This window comes from Nonomuraea sp. NPDC004580, from assembly GCF_040609855.1.
Lineage (GTDB): Bacteria > Actinomycetota > Actinomycetes > Streptosporangiales > Streptosporangiaceae > Nonomuraea > Nonomuraea salmonea.
Genome location: NZ_JBEXLH010000014.1, coordinates 91,175 through 114,386, shown reverse-complemented (window position 1 = coordinate 114,386; position 23,212 = coordinate 91,175). Strand labels below are relative to the sequence as shown.

Genomic DNA, 23,212 nt, shown 5'->3' with positions numbered 1-23,212 from the left:
CCGGATGAGACTGGGGCTGCTGACCGCCTGCCTGCCGGGCGAGCCGCTGGAGGACGTCGCCCGCTGGGCCGGCGGCCACGGCTACGCCGCGCTGGAGATCGCCGCCTGGCCCGACCGGCCCGGCCGCGACTGGGAGGCCGGTCACCTGGACGTCGAGTCGTTCGGGAAGGACGACGCCGCCCGGGTGAGCGCGATGCTCGACCGGCACGGCCTGAGCGTGTCGGCGGTCGCGTACTACGAGAACAACCTGCACGCCGACCTCAAGGTCAGGGAGGCGACGCACGAGCACCTGCGCCGCTGCGTAGACGCCGCGCAGCTGCTCGGCGCGGGGCTGGTCGGCACCTTCGTGGGCCGCGACGTGACGCTGACCGTGGCGGAGAACCTGCGGCTCGCCGAGCGGGTGCTGCCGCCGCTGGTCGAGTACGCCGCGGCCAGGGGCGTCCGGCTCGTCATCGAGAACTGCCCGATGGAGGGCTGGCACCCCGACGGCTACCCGGCCAACCTCGCCTACTCGCCCGAGCTGTGGGGCTGGCTGGCCGAGCTCGGCCTGTGGCTCAACTACGACCCCTCGCACCTGGTCTGGCTCGGCATCGACCCGCTGGCCGCGCTGGAAGCGCACGCGGACAGGATCCTGCACGTGCAGGCCAAGGACGTCGAGGTGCACGCCGCCGCCCGCGACAGGTACGGCGTCTTCGGCCGGGTGCTCGACCGGCGGCCCTGGGAGAGCGGCTGGTGGCGCTACCGCATCCCCGGGCTCGGCGAGGTGGACTGGCGGCGCCTGATCGACGCGCTGCGTCAGCACGGGTACGAAGGCGCCGTCTCCGTCGAGCACGAGGACCCGGTCTGGAGCGGCAGCCCCGAGCGGGTCCGCCAGGGCCTGACCATCGCGCAGCGCACCCTCGACCCGCACGTCAACGTCTAGGAGGGCCCTGCCCATGCACCGCGGTGTCTACTTCGACGCCTGGTTCCCCCGCCAGCACTGCTACCACCCGAGCCTGCCGCCCCGCCGCCTGCGCATGATCGACGACCTCGCCGACTACCGCGCGACCGTGCTGGTGTGGGCGTCCATGGGCGGCGGCTCGCTGTCTCTGCCCTACCTCGAACAGGAGGCGTTCGGCCCGATCGACGCCCGCTCGCGCTTCTACGGCTTCGTCAACGACAGCGAGTTCGTCGCCGCCTGCCACGAGCGGGGCATCAAGGTGCTCGGCATCGTCTTCGAGGCCCAGGGCTGGGAGTTCCCCGTCGAGCTGACCGAGCAGGAGGACGCCGTCCTCGCCATCAACGAGCTGCGCGGCGCGGGCAGGCGCGGCTGGATGGGGCTGCGCGAGTTCAGCGCCAACCGCTACCCGAAGCTGTGGAAGCCGGTCGAGCACTACTTCCCCGGCGGGCTGGTCAACTCCGACGGCGAGCCGGTCACCGACCTCATCGAGGAGTGCGTGGCCCGCGACATCCACGGCGAGCCCTGCCACGCCCACTGGGTGGAGTGCCCCGACCGCGAGCACCAGTGCTTCTACATGGACCGCAACAACCCCGTCTGGCGCGAGTACCTCAAGGCCGTGATCAGGATCCAGATCGACGCCGGCGTGGACGGCATCCAGCTCGACGAGGCCGAGCTGCCCATGGGGGCCTTCCAGTACGGCGCCTGCTTCTGCAAGGACTGCATGAAGGGCTTCCGCGCCCACCTGCAACGGCTCCCCGACGTGGACCCCGCGCTCGACGGGGTGGACCTGGACACCTTCCACTACGGCGAATGGCTGCTCGCCCAGGGCTACGACTTCAAGACCGGCCGCGAGTCCACGCCGCTGTTCGGCGAGTACTACGCCTTCCAGTGCCTGTCGATCAAGAAGTACTTCGCCGAGCTGGCCGGCCACGCCCGCGACTACGCCCGTTCGCGGGGCCGGGAGATCATCGTCTCCGGCAACTTCTTCAACTGCGAGCCGATGTACCTCGCGCTCGCCGACGACGTCGATCTCGTCATCACCGAGATGCGGAACACGACGTACCGGCAGCCGGAGTGGTACCGCTACGTCGCGGCGTTCGCCGGCGACAAGGACGTCGTCGTGGTCGAGAACCCTTACGGCGGGGTCGTCCCCGAGCTGATCGGCCTGCTCGGGCAGGGCAAGGGCTACGACCTGTTCCGGCTGTCGCTGTTCGAGGCGGCGGCGATGGGCGTCAACATGTCGGTGCCGTACGGCTCGTGGATGGGCAGCGTCATCGAGGACTCCTTCTCGGCGCCGCACGGCCTGGCCGCCGAGATCCAGGACTTCCTGGCCGGGCACGAGGGGCTGTTCGCGCGCCGGACGGCCAACGAGGTCGCGGTGGTCTTCAGCGTCGCCGGCACGCGCGAGCTGATCGGCAAGGCCGACGTCAGCGACAACACGGCCAACGCCCGCGACGAGTCGGTGGTGGTGCCGTACCGCGTGGTGACGGGGACGCTGTCGCAGTCCGCGGTGCCGTACGACGTGGTGATCTGGCCGGACGGCGTCACCGCGCCCGACCGGGCGGACGCGAGCGGGCTGCTGCGCTACTCGACCGTCATCCTGCCGGACGTCTTCGTGCTGACGGAGGGCCAGGTCGCCGCCGTCCGGCGATACCTCGCGGCCGGCGGGACGGTCGTCGTCACCGATCGGATGGCGGACGCGCTGCCGCGGCACGACAACGTCCGCACCGCGCGCCACGACGTGCTCGGCGAGCTGCTGCCGCACGGGCGGCAGGTGGAGACCCCGGCGCCGGTGGCCGCGAACCTGCACCGCCTGGCGGGCGGCTCCTACGCGCTGCACCTGGTCAACTACGACTACGACCGCTCTGAGGACGCCGTGCGGGTGCGGACCGGCGTGCCGCTGCGCGTGCGGCTGCCCGAGTCACGGCCGCACGCGACCGCGGTGGCGAGCGACGGGACGCGGACGCCGCTGGAGGTGGGCCAGGAGGACGGCGTGCACGTCGTCCGGGTGGACACGCTGGGCGTCTACACGATCGTCGTCTTCCACGACGGGGAGCTGCCATGAGGATCGCGGCGCTGCGCGGGCGCGAGAAGTGGGTGGTCGAGGAGGCTCCGGTGCCGGCGATCGGCCCTGACGAGGTGCTGGTCAGGGTCGTGGCGTCGGGCGTGTGCGCGTCGGAGCTGGAGCCGTGGCTGACCGGCCCGCCCGAGGGCGCGGCGCGCTACCTGGGCCACGAGGTCAGCGGCGTCGTCGCCGAGGCCGGCGCCGACGTGAGCGCGTTCTCCGCCGGTGACCGGGTCGGCGTGTGGGTGACCGAGCGCGGTTTCGCCGAGTACGTCGCGGTACGCGCCGAGCACTGCTTCCCCGCCGGCTCGGGGCCGCTCGACGAGGCACTGGCCGAGCCCCTCGCCTGCGCGGTCAACGCCGTGGAGGCCGCCGGCGTCCGGCTCGGCGACGACGTGGTGGTCATCGGAGCCGGATTCATGGGGAATCTGGTGCAGAAGCTGGCAGCCCTGCGCGGGCCACGGCAGCTCATCGTGGCGGACGCGCGCGCCGACGCCCTGGAGCGGGCCGCCCGGCTCGGCGCGACCAGGACCCTGGACGTGACCAGGGAGTCGCTGCCCGACGTCGTACGCGCGCTCACCGGCGGGCGCGGCGCCGACGTCACCTTCGAGTGCACCGGCACCCAGCGCGCGCTCACGGCTTGCGGCGGCACCACCCGCATGAGCGGCACGATCGCGATCGTCGGCTTCCACCAGGGAGCCGACCGGTCGGTCCCGCTGGCGTACTGGAACTGGATGGCCTTCACCCTCGTCAACGCCCACTTCAGGGACGTGAACGTCATCATGCGCGGCATGGCGACCGGCATGCGCCTGCTCGCCGGCGGCGTGCTGTCGATGGACGGGCTGGTCAGCCACCGGTTCCCGCTGGAGGAGATCGACGCCGCGTTCGCCGCGCTGCGCGACAAGCCGGAGGGCTTCGTCAAGGCGGTGGTGACGTTCCCCGAGGGGTGACGCCGGCTCCGGCTCCCGCGCCGGCGCGCCCCGGCGCGGATGGCCGCCCCGGCTCAGGCGGTGCCGCGCTCGACCAGGGGGCAGGGCAGCACGACCGTGCGGCCGGTGCCGGTGTAGCGGCCCGACATGCGGCTCAGCAGCAGGTCGCCGGCCGTGCCGCCGGCCTCGTACGCCGGGTTGCGCACGGTCGTCAGGTGGGGCGTCACGATGGTCGCGGCGTCGACGTCGTCGAAGCCCACGATGGCCACGTCGTCGGGCACCGACAGCCCCAGCTCGTGGGCCACGTCGAGCGCGCCGATCGCCATCAGGTCGTTGGCGCAGAAGACGGCGTCGGGCCGGGACGTGAGCGTCATGAGGGCCTTCATCGCGGTGTAGCCGCCCTTGCGGGTCCAGTCGCCGCGCACCATGCGCTCGGCCGGCACCTTCCGCTTGGCGGCCTGCATCGCCGAGCGGAAGCCCGCGGTGCGCGTCATGCCGTAGTGGGGCGGGCCCTGGATCATCGCGATGCGCTTGTAGCCGCGTGCGGCGAGGAAGGCACCCGCCGCGCGCGAGCCGGTCTCGTCGTCGGGGATGACCGCGTCGCACAGCGGATGGTCGAGTTGCGCGCCGATGCAGACGATGGGCGTCTGCTGGTCGACCTCCGCGAGCCGGACCTGCGAGGCGGTCTCGCCCGAGGCGAAGACGATGCCGTCGACCCCGCGGTCCATCGCGTCCTGGAAGAACTTCAGCTCCCTGTCGTGCTGGCCATCGGTGTTGCAGACGTACGTGCCGAGCCCGGCGGCGTCGACCGCGTCGGCCAAGCCGCGGGTGAGCACGGCGTAGAACGGGTTGGTGATGTCGGGGACGACCACCGCGATCATGTGCGAGCGCCGGGTCCGCAGGTTGCGGGCCACGATGTTCGGCCGGTAGCCGAGCTCGCGGATGGCCGCCAGCACCGTGCCCCTGGTCGCCGCTCCGACCGCACGCTTGCCGGACAGCACGTGGGAGACGGTCGTGGGGCTCACTCCCGCGTGGCTGGCGACCTGGGCGATCGTCACCCGGGAGGGTGGGCTGGGCTCAACCTCGCTCCTCGACATGGGGAGCATTCTACTGAGATTCCTGAGGCAAAACGATTTGACGGCGCACTTCGCCATGATCGGCCAGCGTGGTCTCGGGGCCGTCACAATGTGACGCGAGCCACTGTGCATCCATTGACAACCCGCCCGGACGTTGGCAAGACTTCCCGCCAGGCGCCAATCGATTTGCATCAGTCGAAGCTCCGGACCTTCCACTGAGCGAGCAGCAGGGAGCGGTGTGATGAGAATCCATGGATCCTGGACGGCCCCGGCCGTCATCGTGATGGCGCTCGCGACGACCATGAGCCTGACCGCCTGCGGAAGCGACGCCCCGCCGCCGAAGACCGGCATCGGCAAGGGCACGGGCCCCGTCAAGGACCCGGCCTCGCCGCAGACCGTGACGTTCTTCTCCTGGGTCGGCAACGAGCCGCAGATGAAGAAGATGGCCGCCGAGTTCAGCAAGCAGCACCCCAACATCACCATCAAGTTCGAGAACGCCCCCGCCGAGCAGGCGCAGCAGGTGCTCAGCACCCGCATCGCCGGCAACACCGCCCCCGACGTCGCCTACATCAACGCCAGCGACACCAGCGACTACGCCGCCCGCGGCGCGCTCGTCGACCTCGGTGACTACCTGGGCCGCAGCGAGGTCGTCAAGCCGGACGACTACGTCGACGGCTTCAAGACGTTCGTCACCTGGAACGGGAAGATGTGGGGCCTGCCCTTCGACGGCGAGACGACCGGCCTGTTCTACCGCACCGACCGCTTCAAGGAGGCCGGCCTCGCCGGCCCGCCGAAGACCTGGGAGGAGTTCAGGGCCGCGGCGGAGAAGCTGACCGCGAACGGCAAGTACGGCTTCGAGATGTTCGCCTCCGAGGCGGCCTACTACTTCTATCCCTGGCTCTACCAGGCCGGCGGCGAGCCGGTGAGCGCGGACGGCAAGGACGTCGCCTTCGACAGCGAGGCCGGCAAGACCGCCGCCGCCTTCTACGTGGACCTCGCCAAATACTCGCCGCGCGACTACCTCAACTCCAACTCCTACGACGGCCGGGTGGCCTTCGCCAGGGGCGACGTCGCGATGTACGTGGCGGGCGCCTGGTTCGCCGGCACGCTCACGGACGAGTACCCCAAGCTCGAAGGCAAGTGGGCCGCCGCGCCGCTGCCCGAGGGAAGCGCCGGATGCAAGACGACCATCGCCGGCGATGCGCTGGTGATGTTCAGCCAGACGAAGGTCTCCGACGCCGCGTGGCTCTGGATGGAGTTCCTGTCACGGCCCGAGAACCTGGCCGACTGGACGTACAAGACCGAGGGCACGCTGCTGCCTCCGACGAAGTCGCTGCTCGAAGGCGAGGACCTCGCCAAGGAGAAGCCCATACTCAAGCCCTTCGCCGACCTGATGGCCTGCGGCGTCGCGAGCGCGGTCGCCAACCCCAAGTATCCGCGGGTCGAGACCATCCTCAACGAGGAGCTCAGCAAGGCCATCTACGGCGACCAGACCGCCGCCGAGGCGCTGGACAACGCCGCCCAGCAGGGCAGGGCGATCCTCGGCCGGGGCTGAGCGGCGGCGCGCGGCGGCGTACGGCGGCGTACGGAGGAAGGAAGAGACAGATGGCGCAGCCGCTGATGACGACGGGGACGGACGCGGCGCCGGTGAGGAGCGGTCCTCGGCCGCCCGGCCGGCGCGGCCTGCCGGCCCGGATGTGGCGGGAACGCTCCGCGTACGTCTTCCTGATGCCCGGCATGGTGATCTTCTCGGTCTTCACGCTGGCCGCCCTGATCTTCGCCGTCTACCTGACGTTCCACCGGTGGAGCATCATCGAGCCGGACAAGCCGTTCGTCGGCCTGACGAACTACCGCGACATGATCCACGACGAGCGGTTCGTCGAGTCGGTGCTGAACACCATCTACTTCAGCGGCGCCTCGGTGCCGCTGTCGATGGCGACGGGCCTGCTGCTCGCGCTGCTGCTCAACCTGCCGCTGCGGCTGCGCGGCCTGTTCAGGGCGGCGTTCTATCTGCCGGTCATCACGCCGTTCGTGGTCTCGGCCATCCTCTGGAAGTGGCTCTACAACGGTGACTACGGCCTGTTCAACTACTACCTGCTGCAGGCCCGCCTCATCGACGAGCCGCTGCTGTGGCTGTCGGACAAGAACCTCGCGATGCCGGCGGTCGTGCTGATGAGCGTGTGGGCGGGCGCCGGGTTCTCGATGGTGGTCTACCTCGCCGGGTTGCAGGCCATCCCCAGGGAGCTGTACGAGGCCGCCCGCATCGACGGCGCGGGCCCCTGGCAGCGCCTGCGCTACGTGACGATCCCCAGCCTGCGGCCCACCACCCTGTTCCTGCTGGTCATGGGCATCATCAGCTCCCTGCAGGTCTTCACCCAGATCTTCGTGATGACCAACGGCGGGCCGGTCAACAAGACGACGACGATGGTCTATTACATGTATCTCTGGGCGTTCAAGTACTTCGACATGGGCTACGCCAGCACGCTGGCCTTCGCGCTCTTCCTCATGCTGCTCGTGTTCACGGCGCTCCAGCTGCGCCTCGCCCGGCGGGGCTCTGCCGTATGACCGGCAACCGGTTCGGGCTGCGGCAGAAGCTGCTGACGTACCTGGTGCTCGCGCCGCTCGCGATCCTGTTCCTGGCGCCGTTCGCGTGGCTGGTCAGCGCGTCGTTCCAGCCGATGGGGGAGATCTTCTCCACGACGCCGCACTGGATCCCGCAGGACGCGACGCTGGAGGGCTACAAGGGTTTCCTGAACGTCGGCGACCTCACCAAGGCGCAGCAGGCCCAGGGGCACGGCGACTGGCGGTGGTTCGCCAACAGCGCGTTCGTCGCGCTGTCGATCACCGTGCTGCAGACGTTCTTCAACGCGCTGTGCGCCTACTCCTTCGCCAAGCGCCGCTTCCCTGGACGTAACGGGATCTTCGTTCTCTTCCTGGCGACGATGATGGTGCCGGGGCAGGTCACGCTCATCCCGAACTACCTCATCATCCAGCACATCCCCTTCTTCGGCGGGAACGACTGGACGGGCAGCGGCGGGCACGGCTGGCTGGACTCCTACTGGGGGCTGATCATGCCGGGCATCGTGTCGGCGTTCGGCATCTTCCTGCTGCGCCAGTACATGCTCTCGATCCCCGACCAGCTGCTGGAGGCCGCCCGCATCGACGGGGCCGGCGAGTTCCGGATCTTCCGCTCGGTCGTGCTGCCGCTGTGCGGGCCCGCGCTGGCGGCGAATGCGATCTTCACCTTCCAGGGGGCGTGGGAGGACTTCTTCTGGCCGCTGATCATCATGTCCAGCCCGGACAAGATCACCGCACCGGTGGGTCTTGCCCTGTTCGTGGTGCAGAACCGTACATCCTGGACCTTGTTGTTCGCCGGGTCGGTGATCGCGGTGCTGCCGATGATCGTCGTGTTCCTGGTCTTCCAGCGGAGGTTCGTGCAGGGCATCGCCCTCACCGGGATCAAGGGGTGAATCGTGACGGCGCAAAGTCCTGACGAGGTACGTGACCTGCTCGCCCGGCTGCTCGACGCCGGGAACGGCGTGCTGCGCTGTGCGCCCGCCTGGGTCGCGCGCGACTTCCTGCCGCCGGGCAGGCGGCTCGGCCTGCCCGAGGACGCCTACGACGTGGGCGAGCGGGGCGCCATCTGCGAGCGCTGGCTCGCCTCGACGACCAAGGCCGACAACCGCGTCGGGCCGCCCGACGAGGGGCTCAGCCACGTGGTGGGGGAGCACGGCGAGCGGCTCCTGCTGCGCGACGCGGTCGCCGCCGACCCGGCCGCCGTCATGGGCGCCGCGTACGCCGCCGCGCATCCCGCCGGGCTCGGGCGGCTGGCGAAGATCTTCGACTACGCCTACCGGCTGCCGTACCACATCCATCCGCCCCAGGAGTACGCGGCGCTGGTCGGCAGGAACGCCAAGGACGAGTCGTACCATTTCCTGCCCGGCGTCGACATGGGGGCGCATCCTGAGACGTTCTTCGGGGTGCACCCGTGGATCGCGGAGCAGGGGGCGTACGAGGTGCTGCTGCCGTACCTCGTCGACTGGGACAGCGACCTGATACTCCGGCACGCCCGCGCGGAGCTGCAGGTGCCCGGCGAGGGGTTCCACGTGCCGTCCGGCGTGCTGCACGCCCCCGGCACGGCGCTCACCCTGGAACTGCAGGAGGACTCCGACGTCCTCGCCATGTTCCAGGCGCTGAACGCCGGCCGGATCATCTCCAAGGACCTGCTGTTCAAGGACGTCCGCCCCGGCGACCGCTTGGAGCACGGCGAGCGGTTCCCGCTCGGCTTCGTGGACTGGCGTACCAACGGCGACCCCTGGTTCTACGAGAACCGCCACCTGACCCCGCAGCCCATCAACGCGGGGGAGAGCTGGGCCTTCTACAACACCGGCAAGTACGCCGGCAAGCGCCTCGTCGTCCCGCCCGGCGGCGTCCACCGGCTGCGCGAGCCCGGCGTGTACAGCGTGTTCGCCTGGACGGGGACGGGCACCTACGCGGGGCACGAGGTGCGCGGCGGCGAGCCGGGCCGCGACGAGCTGGTCGTCACCCACGACGCGGCCGTGCGGGAGCACGAGGTCGTCAACACCGGCGCCGAGGACCTCATGGTGTTCCTCTTCTTCGGCCCCGACCTGCACACGGACGTCCCCTCGATCCCCGGCAGGTGAGTCGCACGTGCAGGACCGGATCACATGTGCAGGACCGGATCACATGTGCAGGACCGGATCACACGTGCAGGACGACCTCCCCGTCCTGCTGGGACACCCGGTACGTCCTGAGCCCCACGCGCTTCGGCTCCAGCAGCGACCGCCCGCTCTCTATGTCGAACTCCCAGCCGTGCCACGGGCAGCGGACGACCCGCTCGTCCCTGCCGTACACGTACTCGTGCGGCCCGGCGGCCACGAAGGTGCCGCCCAGCGAGCCGGCGCACATCGACGCGCCCATGTGCGGGCACTTGTCGCTGATCGCGAAGAACTCATCGCCGACGCTGATGACCCCGACCCGCCGCCCGTTGACGTCGACGATCCGGCACCCGTCCCTGCGGATGTCCTCGACGCTGCCGACCCGAACGTCCATGTCACCGCTCCACTGTCGCCATGCCAATCGATTTGCTATGCATGACTATGACCGCTCAGCGGCCTCTCGGCAACCACCGGAGCCTCCATGACCGACCCCGTCACCCGTACGCCTCCCCGCTACCGGCTCGTCGACTGCGACGTCCACCCGATCACCAAGCACGGCCTCGCCGACCTGCGCCCCTTCCTGTCCATGGCCGAGCGGCGCCGCCTCGGCCTCGACGAGCGCCGCGCCCTCACCACGACCGGGCACCGCGAGGCCGTCTCGATCCCGCGCAACACGCTCTACGTCAACCCGGCCGGCGTGCTCCGCGACGACGCCCGCGCCCCCGACGGGTCCGCGCCGGGCGCCGACCCGCTCTTCACCGCGCGGCACCTGCTCGACACCCACGGCATCGACCGCGCGGTGCTCATCGGCGGCGAGGTGCTCGGCCTCGGCGCCATGCCCGACCCGGACGCCGCCGCGATGATCGCCTCGGCCTACAACCGGTGGCTGGCCGCGACCTGGTTCGACGCTGACGACCGCTACCGCGGCTACATCGTGGCCGGCGCGCAGGACCCGCACCTGGCGGCGCGGGAGATCAGGCGCGCGGCCCAGGACGAGCGCTTCGTCGGCGTGCTGCTGCCGCTCACCGACCTGCTGATGGGGCAGCGGCACCACTACCCGATCTACGAGGCCGCGCACGACCTCGGCCTGCCGATCGCCGTCCACCCCAACTCGGGCGAGGGCATCTTCCGTACGTCGCCGCCCATGGCAGGCGGGACGCCGACGTACTACGTCGAGTGGCACAGCGGCCTCAGCCAGGTCTTCCAGGCGAACGTCATCAGCCTCGTCTGCCACGGCGTCTTCGAGCGCTTCCCCGGCCTCAAGGTGATCATCACCGAGGGCGGGCTCGGCTGGATCCCCGACGTGATGTGGCGGCTCGACAAGAACGTCAGGGGCCTGCGCGACGAGGTGCCGTGGGTCAGGCGGCTGCCCAGCGAGTACATCGTGGACCACGTCCGCTTCACCACCCAGCCGCTGCCGGAGCCCAGGCGCCGCCACCACCTGCACGTGCTCTGCGAGATCGCGCACGCGCAGCGCACGCTGATGTTCAGCTCCGACTACCCGCACTGGGACTTCGACGACCCCCGCTACGCCCTCACCTCGCTGCCGGAGGCGATCAGGCAGCGGGTGAGCAGCGAGAACGCGGTCGAGACGTACGGGGATCGCCTTTGAGGCTCAGAGGGGCCGGCGCGCCGGGGCCCGCTGGAACGCGCGCAGCATCGCCGCGTACGCCGGCTTCGGCCGCAGGTCCTCGTCGAACGGCAGCGGCCGGCGCGCGGCCCCGTCCTCGCGCGGGTAGTCCTCCTGCAGCCAGGTGTAGCGGTCGCTGAGGCCGAAGCTGAGCACCACTTTCACCGCCGGCTCCTGGAGGGCTGCGGACAGGTAGCGCGCGTAGACGTCCGCGACGGCCGCGTCCCTGACGGCGACGTCGGCGGGCAGGCCGTCGTCCTGGACGTCCATCTCCGTGATGAAGATCGACAGCCCTCGCGCCGCGACCTGTCTGAGGAAGCTCCGGTACGCCTTCGCGTCGAAGGTCTCGGCGAACCCCTCGGCGTTCAGGTGCGCCTGGACGCCCAGGGCGTGCACGGGGACGTTCCTGCTCCTCAGGTGGTCGATGGCCTTGAGCATCGACCTGCGGCGGGCGACCGCGTCATCCCCTGTCTCGAAGCCGAACTCGTTGATGAGCAGCACCGCGCGGGGGTCGTGGCGGTGCGCGAGGCGGAACGCCTCCTCGACGTAGGAGGGGCCGATGGTCTGGTACCAGGGCTCCTGCGTCCAGTAGCCGTTGGCGTCCTTGTCCTCGCCGTCGGTCACCTCGTTGGCCACCACCCACGCCTTGACCCGGCCCGCGTAGTGGGCGACCTCTTTCTTGATCGTGCCGAAGAGCAGGTCGCGGGCCTCCCGCTCGCCGAGGCCGAACAGGGCGTCCGGCTCCCAGCCGTCGCCCAGGCCCTCGTCCCAGACCAGGTGGGCGGCGAGGACCGGCTGGCCGTTGCCGGCGGCGTACTGCACGATCTGGTCGCCGTACGTGAAGTCCAGCGGGGCGTCGGGTGTCGGTTTGAGCCGGTACCACAGGAGATCGTCCTCGGTGAGCAGCATGCCGCTCTCGCGCGCGTACAGCTCCGCGTAGCCGGGGTCCGGCTGCACCTGCCAGGTGGCGGCGGAGGAGCCGTACCTGATCCCCTTGGCCAGTGCCGCCCGCCGCAGCCGGCCCGCCGCCCCCGCCCCTGCCCCTGCCCCTGCTGTACCGGCCGCCATCCGTAGCGGATCGCCCGCCGGCTCCGCCCAGGCCGTACCCGCCGTCACGAGCTGCGCCGCGCCACCGCCCAGCATCGCCATCGCACCCAAGCCGCCACCGACGAGGAACGACCGCCTGCGGAGCCCTCCCTGATCTGCCATCGCCTTCCCTCCACCGTTCTGACGGACGCGCGCGCAGTGATGCAAATCGATTTCCCTACAGATACACCCGCCCGCCACCCGTGGGAAGGCCCAAGCAAGCCGGGTACATTGCCGGGGTGAGATGGAACGTCTGGGTCGACGAGTGGCAGATGGAGTGCTGCGGCGACCCCTTCCACGTCGGATCGACGGTCACCTGGACCCTCGTCCCGGCCGACCGCGAGTGGCTGACGCGCGCCCTGGGCGAGGAGACCGCCGCCACCATCGAGTGGGGCGAGGACCACCACGACGAGCCCACCCCCGCCCACATCACCGTCGAAGCCCAGGTCAAGCAGATCTCCGCCGTCCACGCCCGCCACGTACAGGCGGAGGGCGACACCTACCTCCACCCGACCGACGCCGTCCTGACTCCGTTGATCTCCGCCGACGGCTCACGCCCCCCGACCTCCGACGACCGCGACTTCATCGGCTACGTCGTCACCCTGGAAGCACACCAGTAACCGCAACAGTCACCCCCCGCGTGCCGGCCACACGGCCCGAGACGTTCAGGCGCCGTAGCAGGCTCGACATATATGGCTGCGAACCACGGTCGTATCGTCCCATTTGCTCTTTTTGCGCTGCATCTAAGCACCCGAATAGCCATTACCTCGGGAGCTAAGATGCATCGCACCGTGGATATGCATTATTTGCTCCAGCTTCCACGGTCGGCGGTATCTCGGCGTGTCACGGAATCTGGACCTTGTCGAGGCCTGGCGGCGCATCGTAAGTTAAGTTTCTTTCGATGGTGTGCATGCTCGGGCGACGAACGGGACTGTATGAAAGCGAACGAAACCACCCTTCGGAAGCTCATTCAGGGTGATCAGCAGTTACTGGTTCCCCTCTACCAACGGCAATACACGTGGGAGCGTCCACAGCTCATCCAGCTTTGGTCCGATATCACTGCCCAGGTCGACGTGCTCGCCGAGCAACGGCAGGACGCCCCCAGTCATTTCCTGGGTTCAGTGGTTCTCGCTCCAGGGCCGGAGCTGGCACCGAGTCGGTCCCAGTGGATCATCGTAGACGGACAACAGCGTCTCACCACTCTGATGCTTGCGCTCTGCGCGCTCCGCGACCACCTGATAGCCGAGGATCCCACTGCTCTGGAACGTATCAACGAGCTGCACCTGATCAACAAGTTCCAGCAGGGCGAACTGCGCTACCGGCTCCTGCCCACACAGAGCGACCGAGCGGCGTTCAAAGCGTGCGTGGACCGGGCGTCGGACGGCAGGACCGGCAGTCTGATCGGCAACGCCTACCAGTTCTTCCGCAGCATGCTGAAGGAGTTCGACGACCCGGCCGACCCGCATGACATCGCGCGCGTGGAGTCGGTGCTGCTGGACCGGCTCAACCTCGTGCAGATCCTGGTGGAGAAGGACGACAACGCGTTCCGCATCTTCGAGTCGATCAACAACACGGGCATGCGGCTCAGCCAGGTGGACCTCATCCGCAACTACGTCTTCATGTGCCTGCCCACCCGGGGTCAGCACGTCTACGACGCGTACTGGAAGCCCATCCAGGACCAGCTGGACGCCAAGGCCATGGAACAACTGATGTACCTGGTGCTGGTCCTGCGGGAGGGCGGCGAGGCACAGTACAACGCCGTCTACCGGGGCCATCAGCAGCTGCTTCTGACCCTGTCCGGCGACGAGAGCCAGGTCGAGGCGTACGTCCAGGACCTGCACCGTCGGGCGCGGCATCTCAGGCAGGTCCTGTTCCCCTCCGAGGACCTTCCGTTCGCCGGACGGCTGCGCTTCCTCAAGGAGTGGCAGGCGTCCACGGCTTACCCGCTGGTGATGCGCCTGCTCGAGCTGCGGGAGGACGACCACGTCGGCGATGAGGAGGTGAGCGAGGCGCTGACGTACGTCGAGAGCTTCCTGGTGCGCCGCCTGATCGCGGGCGTGACCACAGGCAACCTCAACCGCATCTTCCAACGGCTCGCCGTCCAGCTGGTAGCCGAGGAGGACGTGCCGCAAGCGGTACGAACCGCGCTGTCGCCGGCCAGGCTCTACTGGCCTTCGGACGCGCAGCTGCGGGAGGAGATCCGCAGCCGCGCCTTCTACTGGCAAGGACGCACGGTGCAGCAGAAGCTGATCCTCCGACGCATCGAGGAGTCACTGGGCAGCAAGGAGCGGGTGGACCTGGCCGACAAGCGCATCACCATCGAGCACGTCCTGCCGCAGTCCATGACCGCCGATTGGCTGAGCGAGCTCTCCCACGGGGGAGACGACGCCGATCTCCTGCATCGGCAGCTCGTGCACACGCTGGGCAACCTCACGCTCAGCGGCTACAACTCGGAGCTGAGCAACAACTCCTTCGCCGCCAAGCGCCATCAACTGAGGCAGAGCGGCCTGGTCATGAACCAGGAGATCGCCGCCTGCGAGCGCTGGGGCAAGGCCGAGATCCTGGCCCGCGCCGACCGGCTCGCCGAACGCGCGATCGCCATCTGGCCGGGGCCCGAGGAATCCGGCCGCGGGAGCGCGGCCTCCCGCGACTGGACACTGCTGCACAGCGCCGTGGCGGCCCTGCCCGCCGCCACCTGGACCTCGTACTCGGATGTCGCCGAGCTGATCGGCTCACATCCGGTGCCCGTCGGCGTCCATCTGGCGACCGTCCCCGTGCTCAACGCGCACCGGGTCCTCAGCAGGTCCGGGCAGGTCTCCGAGAATTTCCGCTGGACCGATCCCGACGACGACCGGGACGTTCACGAGGTGCTGCGCGCGGAGGGCATCGTCTTCGACGACGCGGGACGCGCCTCCGCGGACCAGCACATCACCGCCCGCGAGATCGCCGAACTCCTCGGTCTGCCCATCGCCGCGGACCTGGCCGAGACAGAGGCCGCGGGCGACGGGTCCCTGTCGCCGCAAGCGCTGACGTCGCTGGAAGAGCGCTTCCTGTACCAGCTCAACGAGGCGAGCGGTCCGCAGGCCGCCGGTGCGGTGCAGCGGCTGCTGGAGCACTGGCGTTCGCGAGGCGGCGAGCTCCAGTACGGCACGTCCGCGAACGCCTCCTGCGCGCCGATCATCAAGGTCGGCGGACAGACCATGAACGTCATCCGCTTCTACGCCAAGACCGTCGAGATCCCCTTCGGGGTGCTGCGCAAACGCAGGCCGTTCGACGACCCGGCACTTCGCGAGGAGCTCCGGCAGCGGCTCAACGACGCACCCGGCGTGGACATCCCCGTCGCCAAACTGGAGTTGTACCCCTCCATCAAGAACACGCAGTTGGCGAACGTCGCCGTGTTCGACGTCGTCGTCGCGGCGCTCGACTGGTTCATGGCCACGGTGACCGCGTCGGGTGAGCAGGAGGGTGACTGACGCTGACCGGCTTTCTATGGAGTTTGCGTCAGGAGCGGGCAATTGTGAACTGAGTCAGTGAATATTCTCAGCTCTTTTTGAGCTGCCCGGCCGCGAGAAGTTCCGTGAGCGTCCGGCTACGTGTCGCCCCCACGCTGCCCACCTCCGCGACGGCCTGTTCGAAACGCACCAGCCGCCGATGGATGTCGCCGTATCTGCGCTGTTCGTCGATGGGGAGACGAGGCACCAGGAGACGTCGCGGATCCACTCGCGAGGTAGGCGAGTGATGGATCCCTAGGGTATGTGCGGAGTGATCCAATCCTGATGCCGGAAACCGGCACATCGTCGAAGCGGCCGTATGGGTGTCGATCGAAACCCGGACATCCCTCATACACGCAGGACGGTGACGTGGCGGCCAGAAGGGGTGGTCGCCTGCTCGAAGCCGCCGCGTTCCTGCCAGGGCGGGGCCTCGGGGCGGCGGTCGAAGATGACCAGGACGCCGGTGTTCAGGGTCAGCCGGTCGAGGTAGCGGTCGAGCTGGGCCAGGCCCTCGGGCTTCGGGTCGTCCGCGCCTGGCCGCCACACCTTGAGCTCCATGGCTTCGCGTTGCATCAATCGTTCGCCGTCCGGGCCGCTGTACGGCCAGCGAACGAGCACGTCCAGGCGTTTGGTGCCGGCGGCGTACTCGCGGTCGAGGTAGCCGCCGCCGTTGACCAGTCGGTGCAGGAAGGCCATGAGGATGATCTGACACGCGGCCTCGTGGTAGCCCTCCTGCTGGATGAGCACTTCGCCGTGCTCGCGCCAGAAGACGACGAACTCGCGGAGCAGGCCGGACAGGTCGAACCGGCCGTCGGGGAGCACGAAGCTGTGCGGGTCGGCGTGGATGTTCTGCTCCGTGAGGTCGCCCAACACGCGCAGGATGACCTCCCGGTAGATCGGGTTGGCCACCTGTGGCGGAGGTTGTTGCGTGATCAGGCCCAGATCGCGGGCGTAGGACAGGTCCTCGGAGTTGCCGCGGTCGGTGTAGGGGCCGCCGGCCACGATCGGCTCCATCACCCGCTTGACCCGGGGCTCGTACAGCCGAGCCGCCAGAGAGTCCAGGTGGATGGCGCGCGCCCGGATCAACCGCTCTTTCGCGTCCTCCACCTGCCGGTCGCCGATTGTCCTGGTCACCCCCATCTTGAAGGTGATCTCATGGGCGAGGGCGTTGACCAGCCACGGTTGTCCCTGGGTGAGCTCGAAGACGCGGTCCACCGCGTCTTTGGTGAACTCCTGGCCGGTGGCATGGGTGTGCTGGTCGTAGAGTTCGGTGATCTGGTCGGCGGTGAAGTCGCCCAGGCGCAGCGAGTCGGCGAGGATGTTGAACGGGCTGGCCGCGTTGAACCGGCCGGGGGCGCCGCCGGAGGCGACCTTGTAGTCCCGCAGGTTGCGCAACCCGCACAGCACCACCGACGAGGGGAACGGATAGCCCTTCGATCGCCTGTTGTGCCCGTCGCGGAGCTGGCCGAGGATGCTGGCCAGGCTGTTGCCCTGCAGGGCGTCGATCTCGTCGAGGAACAGCACCACCCGGCGCGGGCAGCGTCGGCACCACTCACGCAGCGCCGCACCGAACCGGCTACCCGGCGTGGCCTTCGGCCAGGAACGCGGCGGTAGCAGCTTCTTCGGCCAGCCCGACAGATCAGCGGCCTCGCGGAGGGAATCCAGCAGAAGCGCCTCAGCCCAGGCGACGTCCTCGCCGGCCGCTTTGGCGCGCTCGCAGGAGAACATCAGGGCGGCGGTGTCGCCCTCGGCGGTCAGGTCGGAGGCCAAAGCGTCCAGGACGGTGGTTTTTCCGGTCTGCCGGGGGGCGTGCAGGACGAAGTAGCGGTCCACCTCGATGAGCGCCCGTGCCTCAGGAAGCCGCGGTGTGGGGGGCAGCATGTAGTGGCGCTGCGGATCGCAGGGACCGGTCGTGTTGAAGTACCTCGCTCGGGGTGGCGGCATGGTCACATTCTGCCACCGTTCTGATATGAGGACTCGAAGATCCTCGGGCATGCCTCGGCCTGCTCCTCGTCGGTGAAAGGTCCGTACTGTTCCCGGTTCAGCAGGTCGGTGAACAGGAGCCACTGCCGCAGCAGGAACTCCCGATAGATCGGGTTGGCGATCTCCGGCGCTCCGGTTTCCGGAGAGGACCCAGGTTGCGAACGTAGGAGACGTCGTCGGAGGCAACGCCCGTGCGCGGCGGTGTTCCCTCAGGAAAGGAGGCGGCCGTTCATGATGAATCACGCGCTCGCTGCCGAGCTACCGTCTCTGCCGGCCTCTCGTGAGACTGGGGACGAAGTAGTTTCTGTGACTCAAGCAGGGCGAGAACGGGATTATTCGGACAGCGACCTTGACCGTGGCCGACCTTGAGTGACACGTTCGTGGCCCGCTACAGGAGTCTTTCGGGTCTGGTCGCTGCTTCTTCTCGGAGCGCGGCGACGAAGGTCTGACGGGCTTCCTGTGAGTGGGGGTTCTGGGTGTGGCGCTGGTAGAGCTGCCAGCAGGTGTTGATGCCGTGGAGCAGGTTGTCAAGGAGATCGGGGGCAGGGCGAGCGGGGTCGAGCGAGGTGAGGGGCAGGTAGATGGTGTCCGGGCTGAGGTCGAGCTTGGCCTGATCGGTCCGGGCCCTGTCGATGAGCTGCTGGGCGGCCGTGATGCGGTCCTGCACTTCGAGGATGCCGAGCAGGTGGCCGTCGGCGACGTTGAGTGCATTGCGGATGAGCGGCATGATGACATGCCTGGCGCGGGCGCCCACGTTCATGGCGGTGGCGATGTCGGTGAGGCTCTCCAGAGCCAGCGGTTTGTCGGGCTGCTCGGCGCTGGCCACCACCTGCATCGGGTGCATGCCGGTGTGCAGGGCGGTGACGTTGAGTGCGGCGTGGAACCAGTGGGCGGCGGCGATGGTGGCTGCGGTGGGGTCGACCTGGGTGAGGAGGTCCTGATTGCCGAAGGGGTTGTCGCGGAGCAGGCGGTCCGCCTGCGAGATCTGCAGGGGCGAGGCATCCTCGCGGCTGAGGGTGACGGCCTGTTGGGCACGGTCGGACAGGTCGCCGCGTTCGGCTTGTTCGATGGCGGCGAGTTCGGCGGCGACGTCTGTGGTGACATGCGTCGTGAGCTGAGACGTGTCGAGTACGCGTAGGGCGCGGGCGAGGTCATGGGCGGCGTGCTCGACCTTGGTACTGATCGGCCGGTCGGTGGGCCGGGAAGCGGTGATCAGGGGGAGAACTTTGGCGAAGGCGTCGCGTTCCAGTTGCCGATGCCAGCCGAGGCTGCTGGGGTTGTGCCGGTGGGCGGCGCTGGCGGGGTGCGTGTAGGAGCGCCAGCAGACGTGGGACAGGCGGGTCAGCGCACCGGCGAGCTCGCGGGTGTTGTGGGGGAGCTGGTCGTGGGTAAGCCGAGCCACGATGATGGCGGTGTCGCCGATGCCGGTGCTCCACAGGGCGAGCAGCGTGTTGTGGGCACGGTCGATGGCATACCGAGTCACGGATACCTCTTTGCAGGAAAAGGGGGCCAGAGAAAGAGAGCTCTGCTCAAGGCAGTTCTGGACACGCCCAGGATGCTGGATCCGCCGCTCAAGTGAAGCCTTTTTGGCCATTGTTCTGGGTCTCTGATCAGCGCTTTTGCTGGGATATGCGGCATAAATCCTTCCGTCAGGCGAGGGCGACAAGTATCATCCCGGCATGCCTCACCCGCCCGCGCTGATCTGCCCGGATTCCGCCCTTACCCGGATTTATGCGGCAGCCCAGCACACCCTGCTGAACGTCAACACGATCGGCGGCATCATCCGCGCCGGCGGCGGCTACCCGGACCCGTGGACCAGGGACGCCTCGATCAACGCCTGGTACGCGGCCAGCGTCCTGTCCCCGGACGCCGCCCGCGACACCCTCCTCGCGGTGGCCGGCGACACGCTCGTCCAGCAGGACGACCAGTGGTGGGACCAGATCATCTGGGCGGTCGCCGCCTGGCACCACGTGCTGGTGACCGGTGACGAGGACTTCCTGCGGCGTGCGTACGCGGTCGCCGCCGCGACCATGGACGTGCTGGACAAGGAGCGGTACGACGCCGCGTACGGGCTCTATCGCGGCCCCGCCGTCATGCAGGACGGCATCTCGGGCTACCCGGAGCCGCCGAACGATCCGCGCATCGGCTCGAGTTTCGTGCTCGACTACCCGCGGGCTCACACGATCATGTGCCTGTCGACCAACGCCGTCTACGCCGCCGCCCATCGGGCGCTGGCGATGATGGCGGGCGCGCTCGGCCGCGACGGGCGCCCGCATCTGGAGCGGGCCGAGGCGACGGCGGCCGCGGTGAACCGGTGGCTGTGGCGGGAGGACGCCGGGTTGTACGGATATTTCCGGCATGAGGACGGTCGCCTGGACCCCCACGAGGAGACGCTCGGCCTCGCCCTGGCCATCATCTTCGGCATCGCCGACGACCGGCAGGCGGCTCTCATCGCGGCGAACACGCACCGCGAGCCGCACGGCGTCGTCAATGTCTGGCCGCACTTCGACCGCTACGGCCCCGAGCGTCCCGGCCGGCACAACGCGAGCTGCTGGCCCATGGTGATGGCCGTCTGGGGCGACGCCATGGCCAGGATCGGGCGTGCGGACCGGTTCCTGGAGACGCTGACCGACCTGGTGACGCTGTTCGGCGACGACGGCCTCCGCGAGGTCTACCACCCCGTCACCGGCCGCCCGGACGGTGGCTGGCAGCAGGGCAGGCAGTGGCCGTCGGAGCCCGACCAGACCTGGTCCGCCACGACCCTGCTCGGCCTGGTCCACCATGGCCTGTTCGGCCTGCGGTTCGAGCGCGAGGGCATCCGCTTCGCGCCCGCCGTACCGAGCGATTGGGGCGGGGCGACCCTGGACGGCTTGCGCTACCGCGACATGACCCTGCGCGTCACGGTGTCGGGGAGCGGTACGAAGGTACGGGACGTCCGCCTCGACGGCCACGAGGCGGACCTGCTGCCGGCCACGCTGACCGGCCTTCACCAGGTCAGGCTCACGCTCGCCTGAGCCGATTGCCGGCCTACCGCGAGGACGACGGCTGGGACGGCATCTGGCACCCCGTGCTGACCCCCCGGTGAGAACCGGTGGCCCAACCACGTCAGCCGGTCGAAGCGTCCGCGTGCACGTCCGGATCGCTGACGTGCACGCCCTCCGGGCTCATGTCCTGGGTGCCGATGACCGACAGCAGCTCCAGCTTGGCCGCCCCCTGGCTGCCGGGTGGTGCGGTGAACCACAGCAGGCGCTGGCGGCCGTCCTCGCTGAACAGGCTGTGGCAGTCCACCTCGATGATCCCCAGCACGGGGTGGACCAGGCGCTTGTGGTCGGCGCGGCGCAGCGCCACGTCATGGGTGTCCCATAGGGCGGCGAATTCGGCGCTGCGCCGCCGCAGCGCGGCGACCATCTGCGCCACGTGCGGGTCGCGGCCGCGGCGGGCGGCGACCGCTCGCAGGTCGGAGACGAAGACCCGCGAATGGTGCGGGTGCTCCTCCGGCGGATAGAGGGCGCGGGCGGCGGGGTCGGTGAACCAGCGGTAGACGTAGCTGGCCTTCGGACCCTGCCGGTACGGGTGCCGGCCGATCAGCGCGGCGGCCAGGTCGTTCTGGACGAGGGTCGCGTGCAGGTCGGTGATGATCATCGCGGGCGTCGTGGCCAGCCGGTCCAGCATGGCCAGCATGGACGGCTGGACGTGCGTGGTCGTGCCGTGCGCCGCCGGGACGGGCCGTTCCGCGAGGTGGAACAGGTGATCGCGCTCGTCGCCTGCCAGCCGCAGCGCGCGGGCGAGCGCGGCCAGCGTCTGGGCCGACGGCTGGGCGCCCCGCCCGCGTTCGAGCTCGGTGTAGTAGTCCGCTGACAGACCCGCGAGCTGCGCGACCTCCTCCCGGCGCAGTCCGGGCACCCGGCGCCGGGTGCCGGCGGGCAGGCCGACGTCCGTCGGACGGACGCGGGCGCGGCAGGTCTTCAGGAACGCGGCGAGTTCGCGGAGGTTCACCTCTCCATCGTGACCTTCGGCGGTGGCCGTAGCCAGGGGGTGACAACCCCTGGGTGAACGCAGCCCTGGCCCGCGGCCGGGTGGCAGGCGAGCGTGAACGGGACCCAAGGCGTTCGTGGCCCGACGGCCCGAGCACCGACGAAGGCTAGGAGGCATCATGAGACGTGGTATCGCCCTGCTCCTCGGCGCGGTCCTCGCGGCGAGCCCCGCCCTGCCCGCTCACGCGCACCCCGACCACCCGACGCCCAAGGCGAGCACGACGGTTCCCGCCGTCGAGCCGGTCTACGGGAAGGGGTGGCGGCCGCGGGCGGCGATCGGCAAGGGGCCCCGCCAGGAGCACAGCGTCGCCGCGGTCGGCCACCGGGTGTACCTCATCGGCGGCATCATCCCTGACGCGGCCGGCGGCGTCGAGACCACCGCGCGGATGGAGGTCTATGACACCCGGCGCGACACCTGGTCGACGGCGGCCCCGCTGCCCGTCCCGATGAACCATCCCAACGTGGCGACCGTCGGCGGCCGGATCTACGTGCTCGGCGGGCTGTCCGGCGGCGCGTCGTGGCAGGCACTGCGGGACAGCTTCGTGTACGACCCGCGTACCGACAAGTGGACGCCGCTGCCGCCGATGCCCGCCGGCATCGAACGGGGCAGCGCCGCCATGGGCGTGCGCGGGACGAAGATCTATCTGGCGGGTGGCATGCGCACGCTGACGCCCGGCCCGGGCGGCCTGCAGGACACGGTGGACCTCGTGTCGTCGTACGACGTCGCGACCGGCCGGTGGGAGCGGCTGCCGAGCCTTCCGCAGGCGCGCGACCACGTCGGCGGCGCCGTCATCGGCTCGACCTTCTACGTGCTCGGTGGCCGCGACCGGGGCCAGGTCAACGTGCGCGACACCGTGTACGCGCTCGACCTGCGGGCGCGCCGCTGGTCGGAGCGGGCGCCGATGCCGACGGCCCGGGGCGGGCTCGCCGCCGCCGCCGTAGATGGCAAGATCTACACGTTCGGCGGCGAGGGACGGCACGACGGGACGAACCCGAACACGGTCTTCTCCGAGACCGAGGCGTACGACACGGCGCACGACCGCTGGGTGCGCCTGGCACCGATGCCGGTGCCCCGGCACGGCACCGCCGCCGTTGCGGTGGGCGGCACGATCTACATCCCGGGCGGCGGCACGGCGGCCGGCGCGGCCCCCGTGGACGTCAATGACGTCTACCGCCCGGCGGCCTCGTAGCCGGAAGGACGGCCTGGCGGGGCAGGAGGGCCATCACCCCCAGAGGGATCGCGAGGAGTCGCCGCGGGCGTGCGCAGTCAGCTCCTGTACGGCGCCGCCCGTTCGGCGC

The 23,212-nt window shown here is 69.7% G+C and carries 18 protein-coding genes; 12 read left to right on the top strand and 6 right to left on the bottom strand.

Going from position 1 to position 23,212, the window contains the following annotated elements:
• The first annotated feature begins 4 nt into the window (after nt 1–4).
• From ABZW11_RS17645 to ABZW11_RS17635, 3 genes are read left to right on the top strand one after another with little or no spacing between them, the layout of a single operon-like run.
• The gene (locus ABZW11_RS17645) at nt 5–922 is read left to right on the top strand and encodes a sugar phosphate isomerase/epimerase (protein ID WP_355418149.1); all 918 of its coding nucleotides are present in this window, start codon (nt 5–7) and stop codon (nt 920–922) included.
• A 13-nt stretch (nt 923–935) separates the two neighbouring features.
• Nucleotides 936–3,005, top strand: a complete 2,070-nt coding sequence (locus ABZW11_RS17640; RefSeq protein ID WP_355418146.1) for an alpha-amylase family protein — start codon at nt 936–938, stop codon at nt 3,003–3,005.
• A complete protein-coding gene (locus ABZW11_RS17635) occupies nt 3,002–3,955 on the top strand; it encodes a zinc-binding dehydrogenase (protein ID WP_355418143.1) in 954 nt (317 codons plus the stop codon). The genes ABZW11_RS17640 and ABZW11_RS17635 overlap by 4 nt, the downstream gene beginning before the upstream one ends.
• A gap of 53 nt (nt 3,956–4,008) precedes the next feature.
• Here the strand turns inward: ABZW11_RS17635 and ABZW11_RS17630 are convergent, their stop codons facing one another.
• Complete coding sequence (locus tag ABZW11_RS17630) at nt 4,009–5,031, bottom strand: LacI family DNA-binding transcriptional regulator (RefSeq protein WP_355418140.1); 1,023 nt, start codon at nt 5,029–5,031, stop codon at nt 4,009–4,011.
• Nucleotides 5,032–5,251: 220 nt separating this feature from the next.
• On the opposite strand from ABZW11_RS17630, the gene ABZW11_RS17625 reads away from it, so the two are divergent.
• The 4 genes from ABZW11_RS17625 to ABZW11_RS17610 are packed head-to-tail and all read left to right on the top strand — an operon-like array spanning nt 5,252 to nt 9,674.
• The gene (locus ABZW11_RS17625) at nt 5,252–6,565 is read left to right on the top strand and encodes an ABC transporter substrate-binding protein (RefSeq protein WP_355418137.1); all 1,314 of its coding nucleotides are present in this window, start codon (nt 5,252–5,254) and stop codon (nt 6,563–6,565) included.
• A 50-nt stretch (nt 6,566–6,615) separates the two neighbouring features.
• The gene (locus ABZW11_RS17620) at nt 6,616–7,575 is read left to right on the top strand and encodes a sugar ABC transporter permease (protein ID WP_355418134.1); all 960 of its coding nucleotides are present in this window, start codon (nt 6,616–6,618) and stop codon (nt 7,573–7,575) included.
• Complete coding sequence (locus tag ABZW11_RS17615) at nt 7,572–8,480, top strand: carbohydrate ABC transporter permease (protein ID WP_355418131.1); 909 nt, start codon at nt 7,572–7,574, stop codon at nt 8,478–8,480. The genes ABZW11_RS17620 and ABZW11_RS17615 overlap by 4 nt, the downstream gene beginning before the upstream one ends.
• A gap of 3 nt (nt 8,481–8,483) precedes the next feature.
• A complete protein-coding gene (locus ABZW11_RS17610; protein ID WP_355418128.1) occupies nt 8,484–9,674 on the top strand; it encodes a hypothetical protein in 1,191 nt (396 codons plus the stop codon).
• Between the two features lie 58 nt (nt 9,675–9,732).
• Here ABZW11_RS17610 and ABZW11_RS17605 read toward each other — a convergent pair whose 3' ends face one another.
• Nucleotides 9,733–10,083 (bottom strand): Rieske (2Fe-2S) protein, encoded by a 351-nt coding sequence (locus ABZW11_RS17605; protein WP_355418125.1) that lies wholly within the window; start codon nt 10,081–10,083, stop codon nt 9,733–9,735.
• A gap of 87 nt (nt 10,084–10,170) precedes the next feature.
• Here ABZW11_RS17605 and ABZW11_RS17600 point away from each other — a divergent pair, with 87 nt between their 5' ends.
• Entirely contained in the window at nt 10,171–11,301 is a 1,131-nt protein-coding gene (locus tag ABZW11_RS17600) for an amidohydrolase family protein (protein WP_355418122.1), read from the top strand.
• A gap of 3 nt (nt 11,302–11,304) precedes the next feature.
• Here ABZW11_RS17600 and ABZW11_RS17595 read toward each other — a convergent pair whose 3' ends face one another.
• Nucleotides 11,305–12,528, bottom strand: coding sequence for an endo-1,4-beta-xylanase (locus ABZW11_RS17595; RefSeq protein WP_355418119.1), 1,224 nt, complete (start codon nt 12,526–12,528; stop codon nt 11,305–11,307).
• Nucleotides 12,529–12,644: 116 nt separating this feature from the next.
• Between ABZW11_RS17595 and ABZW11_RS17590 the strand changes: the two genes are divergently transcribed.
• Both ABZW11_RS17590 and ABZW11_RS17585 read left to right on the top strand, forming a co-directional pair.
• On the top strand, nt 12,645–13,025 hold the full coding sequence (locus ABZW11_RS17590; protein WP_355418116.1) for a DUF6578 domain-containing protein: 381 nt from the start codon (nt 12,645–12,647) through the stop codon (nt 13,023–13,025).
• Between the two features lie 72 nt (nt 13,026–13,097).
• Nucleotides 13,098–15,878, top strand: coding sequence for a DUF262 domain-containing protein (locus ABZW11_RS17585; protein ID WP_355418113.1), 2,781 nt, complete (start codon nt 13,098–13,100; stop codon nt 15,876–15,878).
• Nucleotides 15,879–16,244: 366 nt separating this feature from the next.
• On the opposite strand, the gene ABZW11_RS17580 is transcribed toward ABZW11_RS17585, so the two are convergent.
• Together ABZW11_RS17580 and ABZW11_RS17575 are read right to left on the bottom strand one after the other, a co-directional pair.
• Nucleotides 16,245–17,840, bottom strand: coding sequence for an ATP-binding protein (locus ABZW11_RS17580; protein WP_355418110.1), 1,596 nt, complete (start codon nt 17,838–17,840; stop codon nt 16,245–16,247).
• Nucleotides 17,841–18,267: 427 nt separating this feature from the next.
• On the bottom strand, nt 18,268–19,362 hold the full coding sequence (locus ABZW11_RS17575) for a hypothetical protein (protein WP_355418107.1): 1,095 nt from the start codon (nt 19,360–19,362) through the stop codon (nt 18,268–18,270).
• A 196-nt stretch (nt 19,363–19,558) separates the two neighbouring features.
• On the opposite strand from ABZW11_RS17575, the gene ABZW11_RS17570 reads away from it, so the two are divergent.
• On the top strand, nt 19,559–20,893 hold the full coding sequence (locus ABZW11_RS17570) for a glycosyl hydrolase family 65 protein (RefSeq protein ID WP_355418104.1): 1,335 nt from the start codon (nt 19,559–19,561) through the stop codon (nt 20,891–20,893).
• A 91-nt stretch (nt 20,894–20,984) separates the two neighbouring features.
• Here the strand turns inward: ABZW11_RS17570 and ABZW11_RS17565 are convergent, their stop codons facing one another.
• On the bottom strand, nt 20,985–21,875 hold the full coding sequence (locus ABZW11_RS17565) for a helix-turn-helix transcriptional regulator (RefSeq protein WP_355418101.1): 891 nt from the start codon (nt 21,873–21,875) through the stop codon (nt 20,985–20,987).
• Nucleotides 21,876–22,032: 157 nt separating this feature from the next.
• Between ABZW11_RS17565 and ABZW11_RS17560 the strand changes: the two genes are divergently transcribed.
• Entirely contained in the window at nt 22,033–23,103 is a 1,071-nt protein-coding gene (locus tag ABZW11_RS17560; protein WP_355418098.1) for a kelch repeat-containing protein, read from the top strand.
• Nucleotides 23,104–23,212 lie beyond the last annotated feature (109 nt).

Excerpts from the sequence above, each read along its gene's own strand:
- ABZW11_RS17620 (WP_355418134.1), top strand. The coding sequence starts at position 6,616 with ATGGCGCAGCCGCTGATGACGACGGGGACGGACGCGGCGCCGGTGAGG.
- ABZW11_RS17585 (WP_355418113.1), top strand. The coding sequence starts at position 13,098 with ATGGCTGCGAACCACGGTCGTATCGTCCCATTTGCTCTTTTTGCGCTG.
- ABZW11_RS17580 (WP_355418110.1), bottom strand. The coding sequence starts at position 17,840 with ATGCCGCCACCCCGAGCGAGGTACTTCAACACGACCGGTCCCTGCGAT.
- ABZW11_RS17605 (WP_355418125.1), bottom strand. The coding sequence starts at position 10,083 with ATGGACGTTCGGGTCGGCAGCGTCGAGGACATCCGCAGGGACGGGTGC.
- ABZW11_RS17625 (WP_355418137.1), top strand. The coding sequence starts at position 5,252 with ATGAGAATCCATGGATCCTGGACGGCCCCGGCCGTCATCGTGATGGCG.
- ABZW11_RS17560 (WP_355418098.1), top strand. The coding sequence starts at position 22,033 with ATGAGACGTGGTATCGCCCTGCTCCTCGGCGCGGTCCTCGCGGCGAGC.
- ABZW11_RS17600 (WP_355418122.1), top strand. The coding sequence starts at position 10,171 with ATGACCGACCCCGTCACCCGTACGCCTCCCCGCTACCGGCTCGTCGAC.
- ABZW11_RS17640 (WP_355418146.1), top strand. The coding sequence starts at position 936 with ATGCACCGCGGTGTCTACTTCGACGCCTGGTTCCCCCGCCAGCACTGC.
- ABZW11_RS17570 (WP_355418104.1), top strand. The coding sequence starts at position 19,559 with ATGCCTCACCCGCCCGCGCTGATCTGCCCGGATTCCGCCCTTACCCGG.
- ABZW11_RS17630 (WP_355418140.1), bottom strand. The coding sequence starts at position 5,031 with ATGTCGAGGAGCGAGGTTGAGCCCAGCCCACCCTCCCGGGTGACGATC.
- ABZW11_RS17635 (WP_355418143.1), top strand. The coding sequence starts at position 3,002 with ATGAGGATCGCGGCGCTGCGCGGGCGCGAGAAGTGGGTGGTCGAGGAG.
- ABZW11_RS17615 (WP_355418131.1), top strand. The coding sequence starts at position 7,572 with ATGACCGGCAACCGGTTCGGGCTGCGGCAGAAGCTGCTGACGTACCTG.
- ABZW11_RS17645 (WP_355418149.1), top strand. The coding sequence starts at position 5 with ATGAGACTGGGGCTGCTGACCGCCTGCCTGCCGGGCGAGCCGCTGGAG.
- ABZW11_RS17595 (WP_355418119.1), bottom strand. The coding sequence starts at position 12,528 with ATGGCAGATCAGGGAGGGCTCCGCAGGCGGTCGTTCCTCGTCGGTGGC.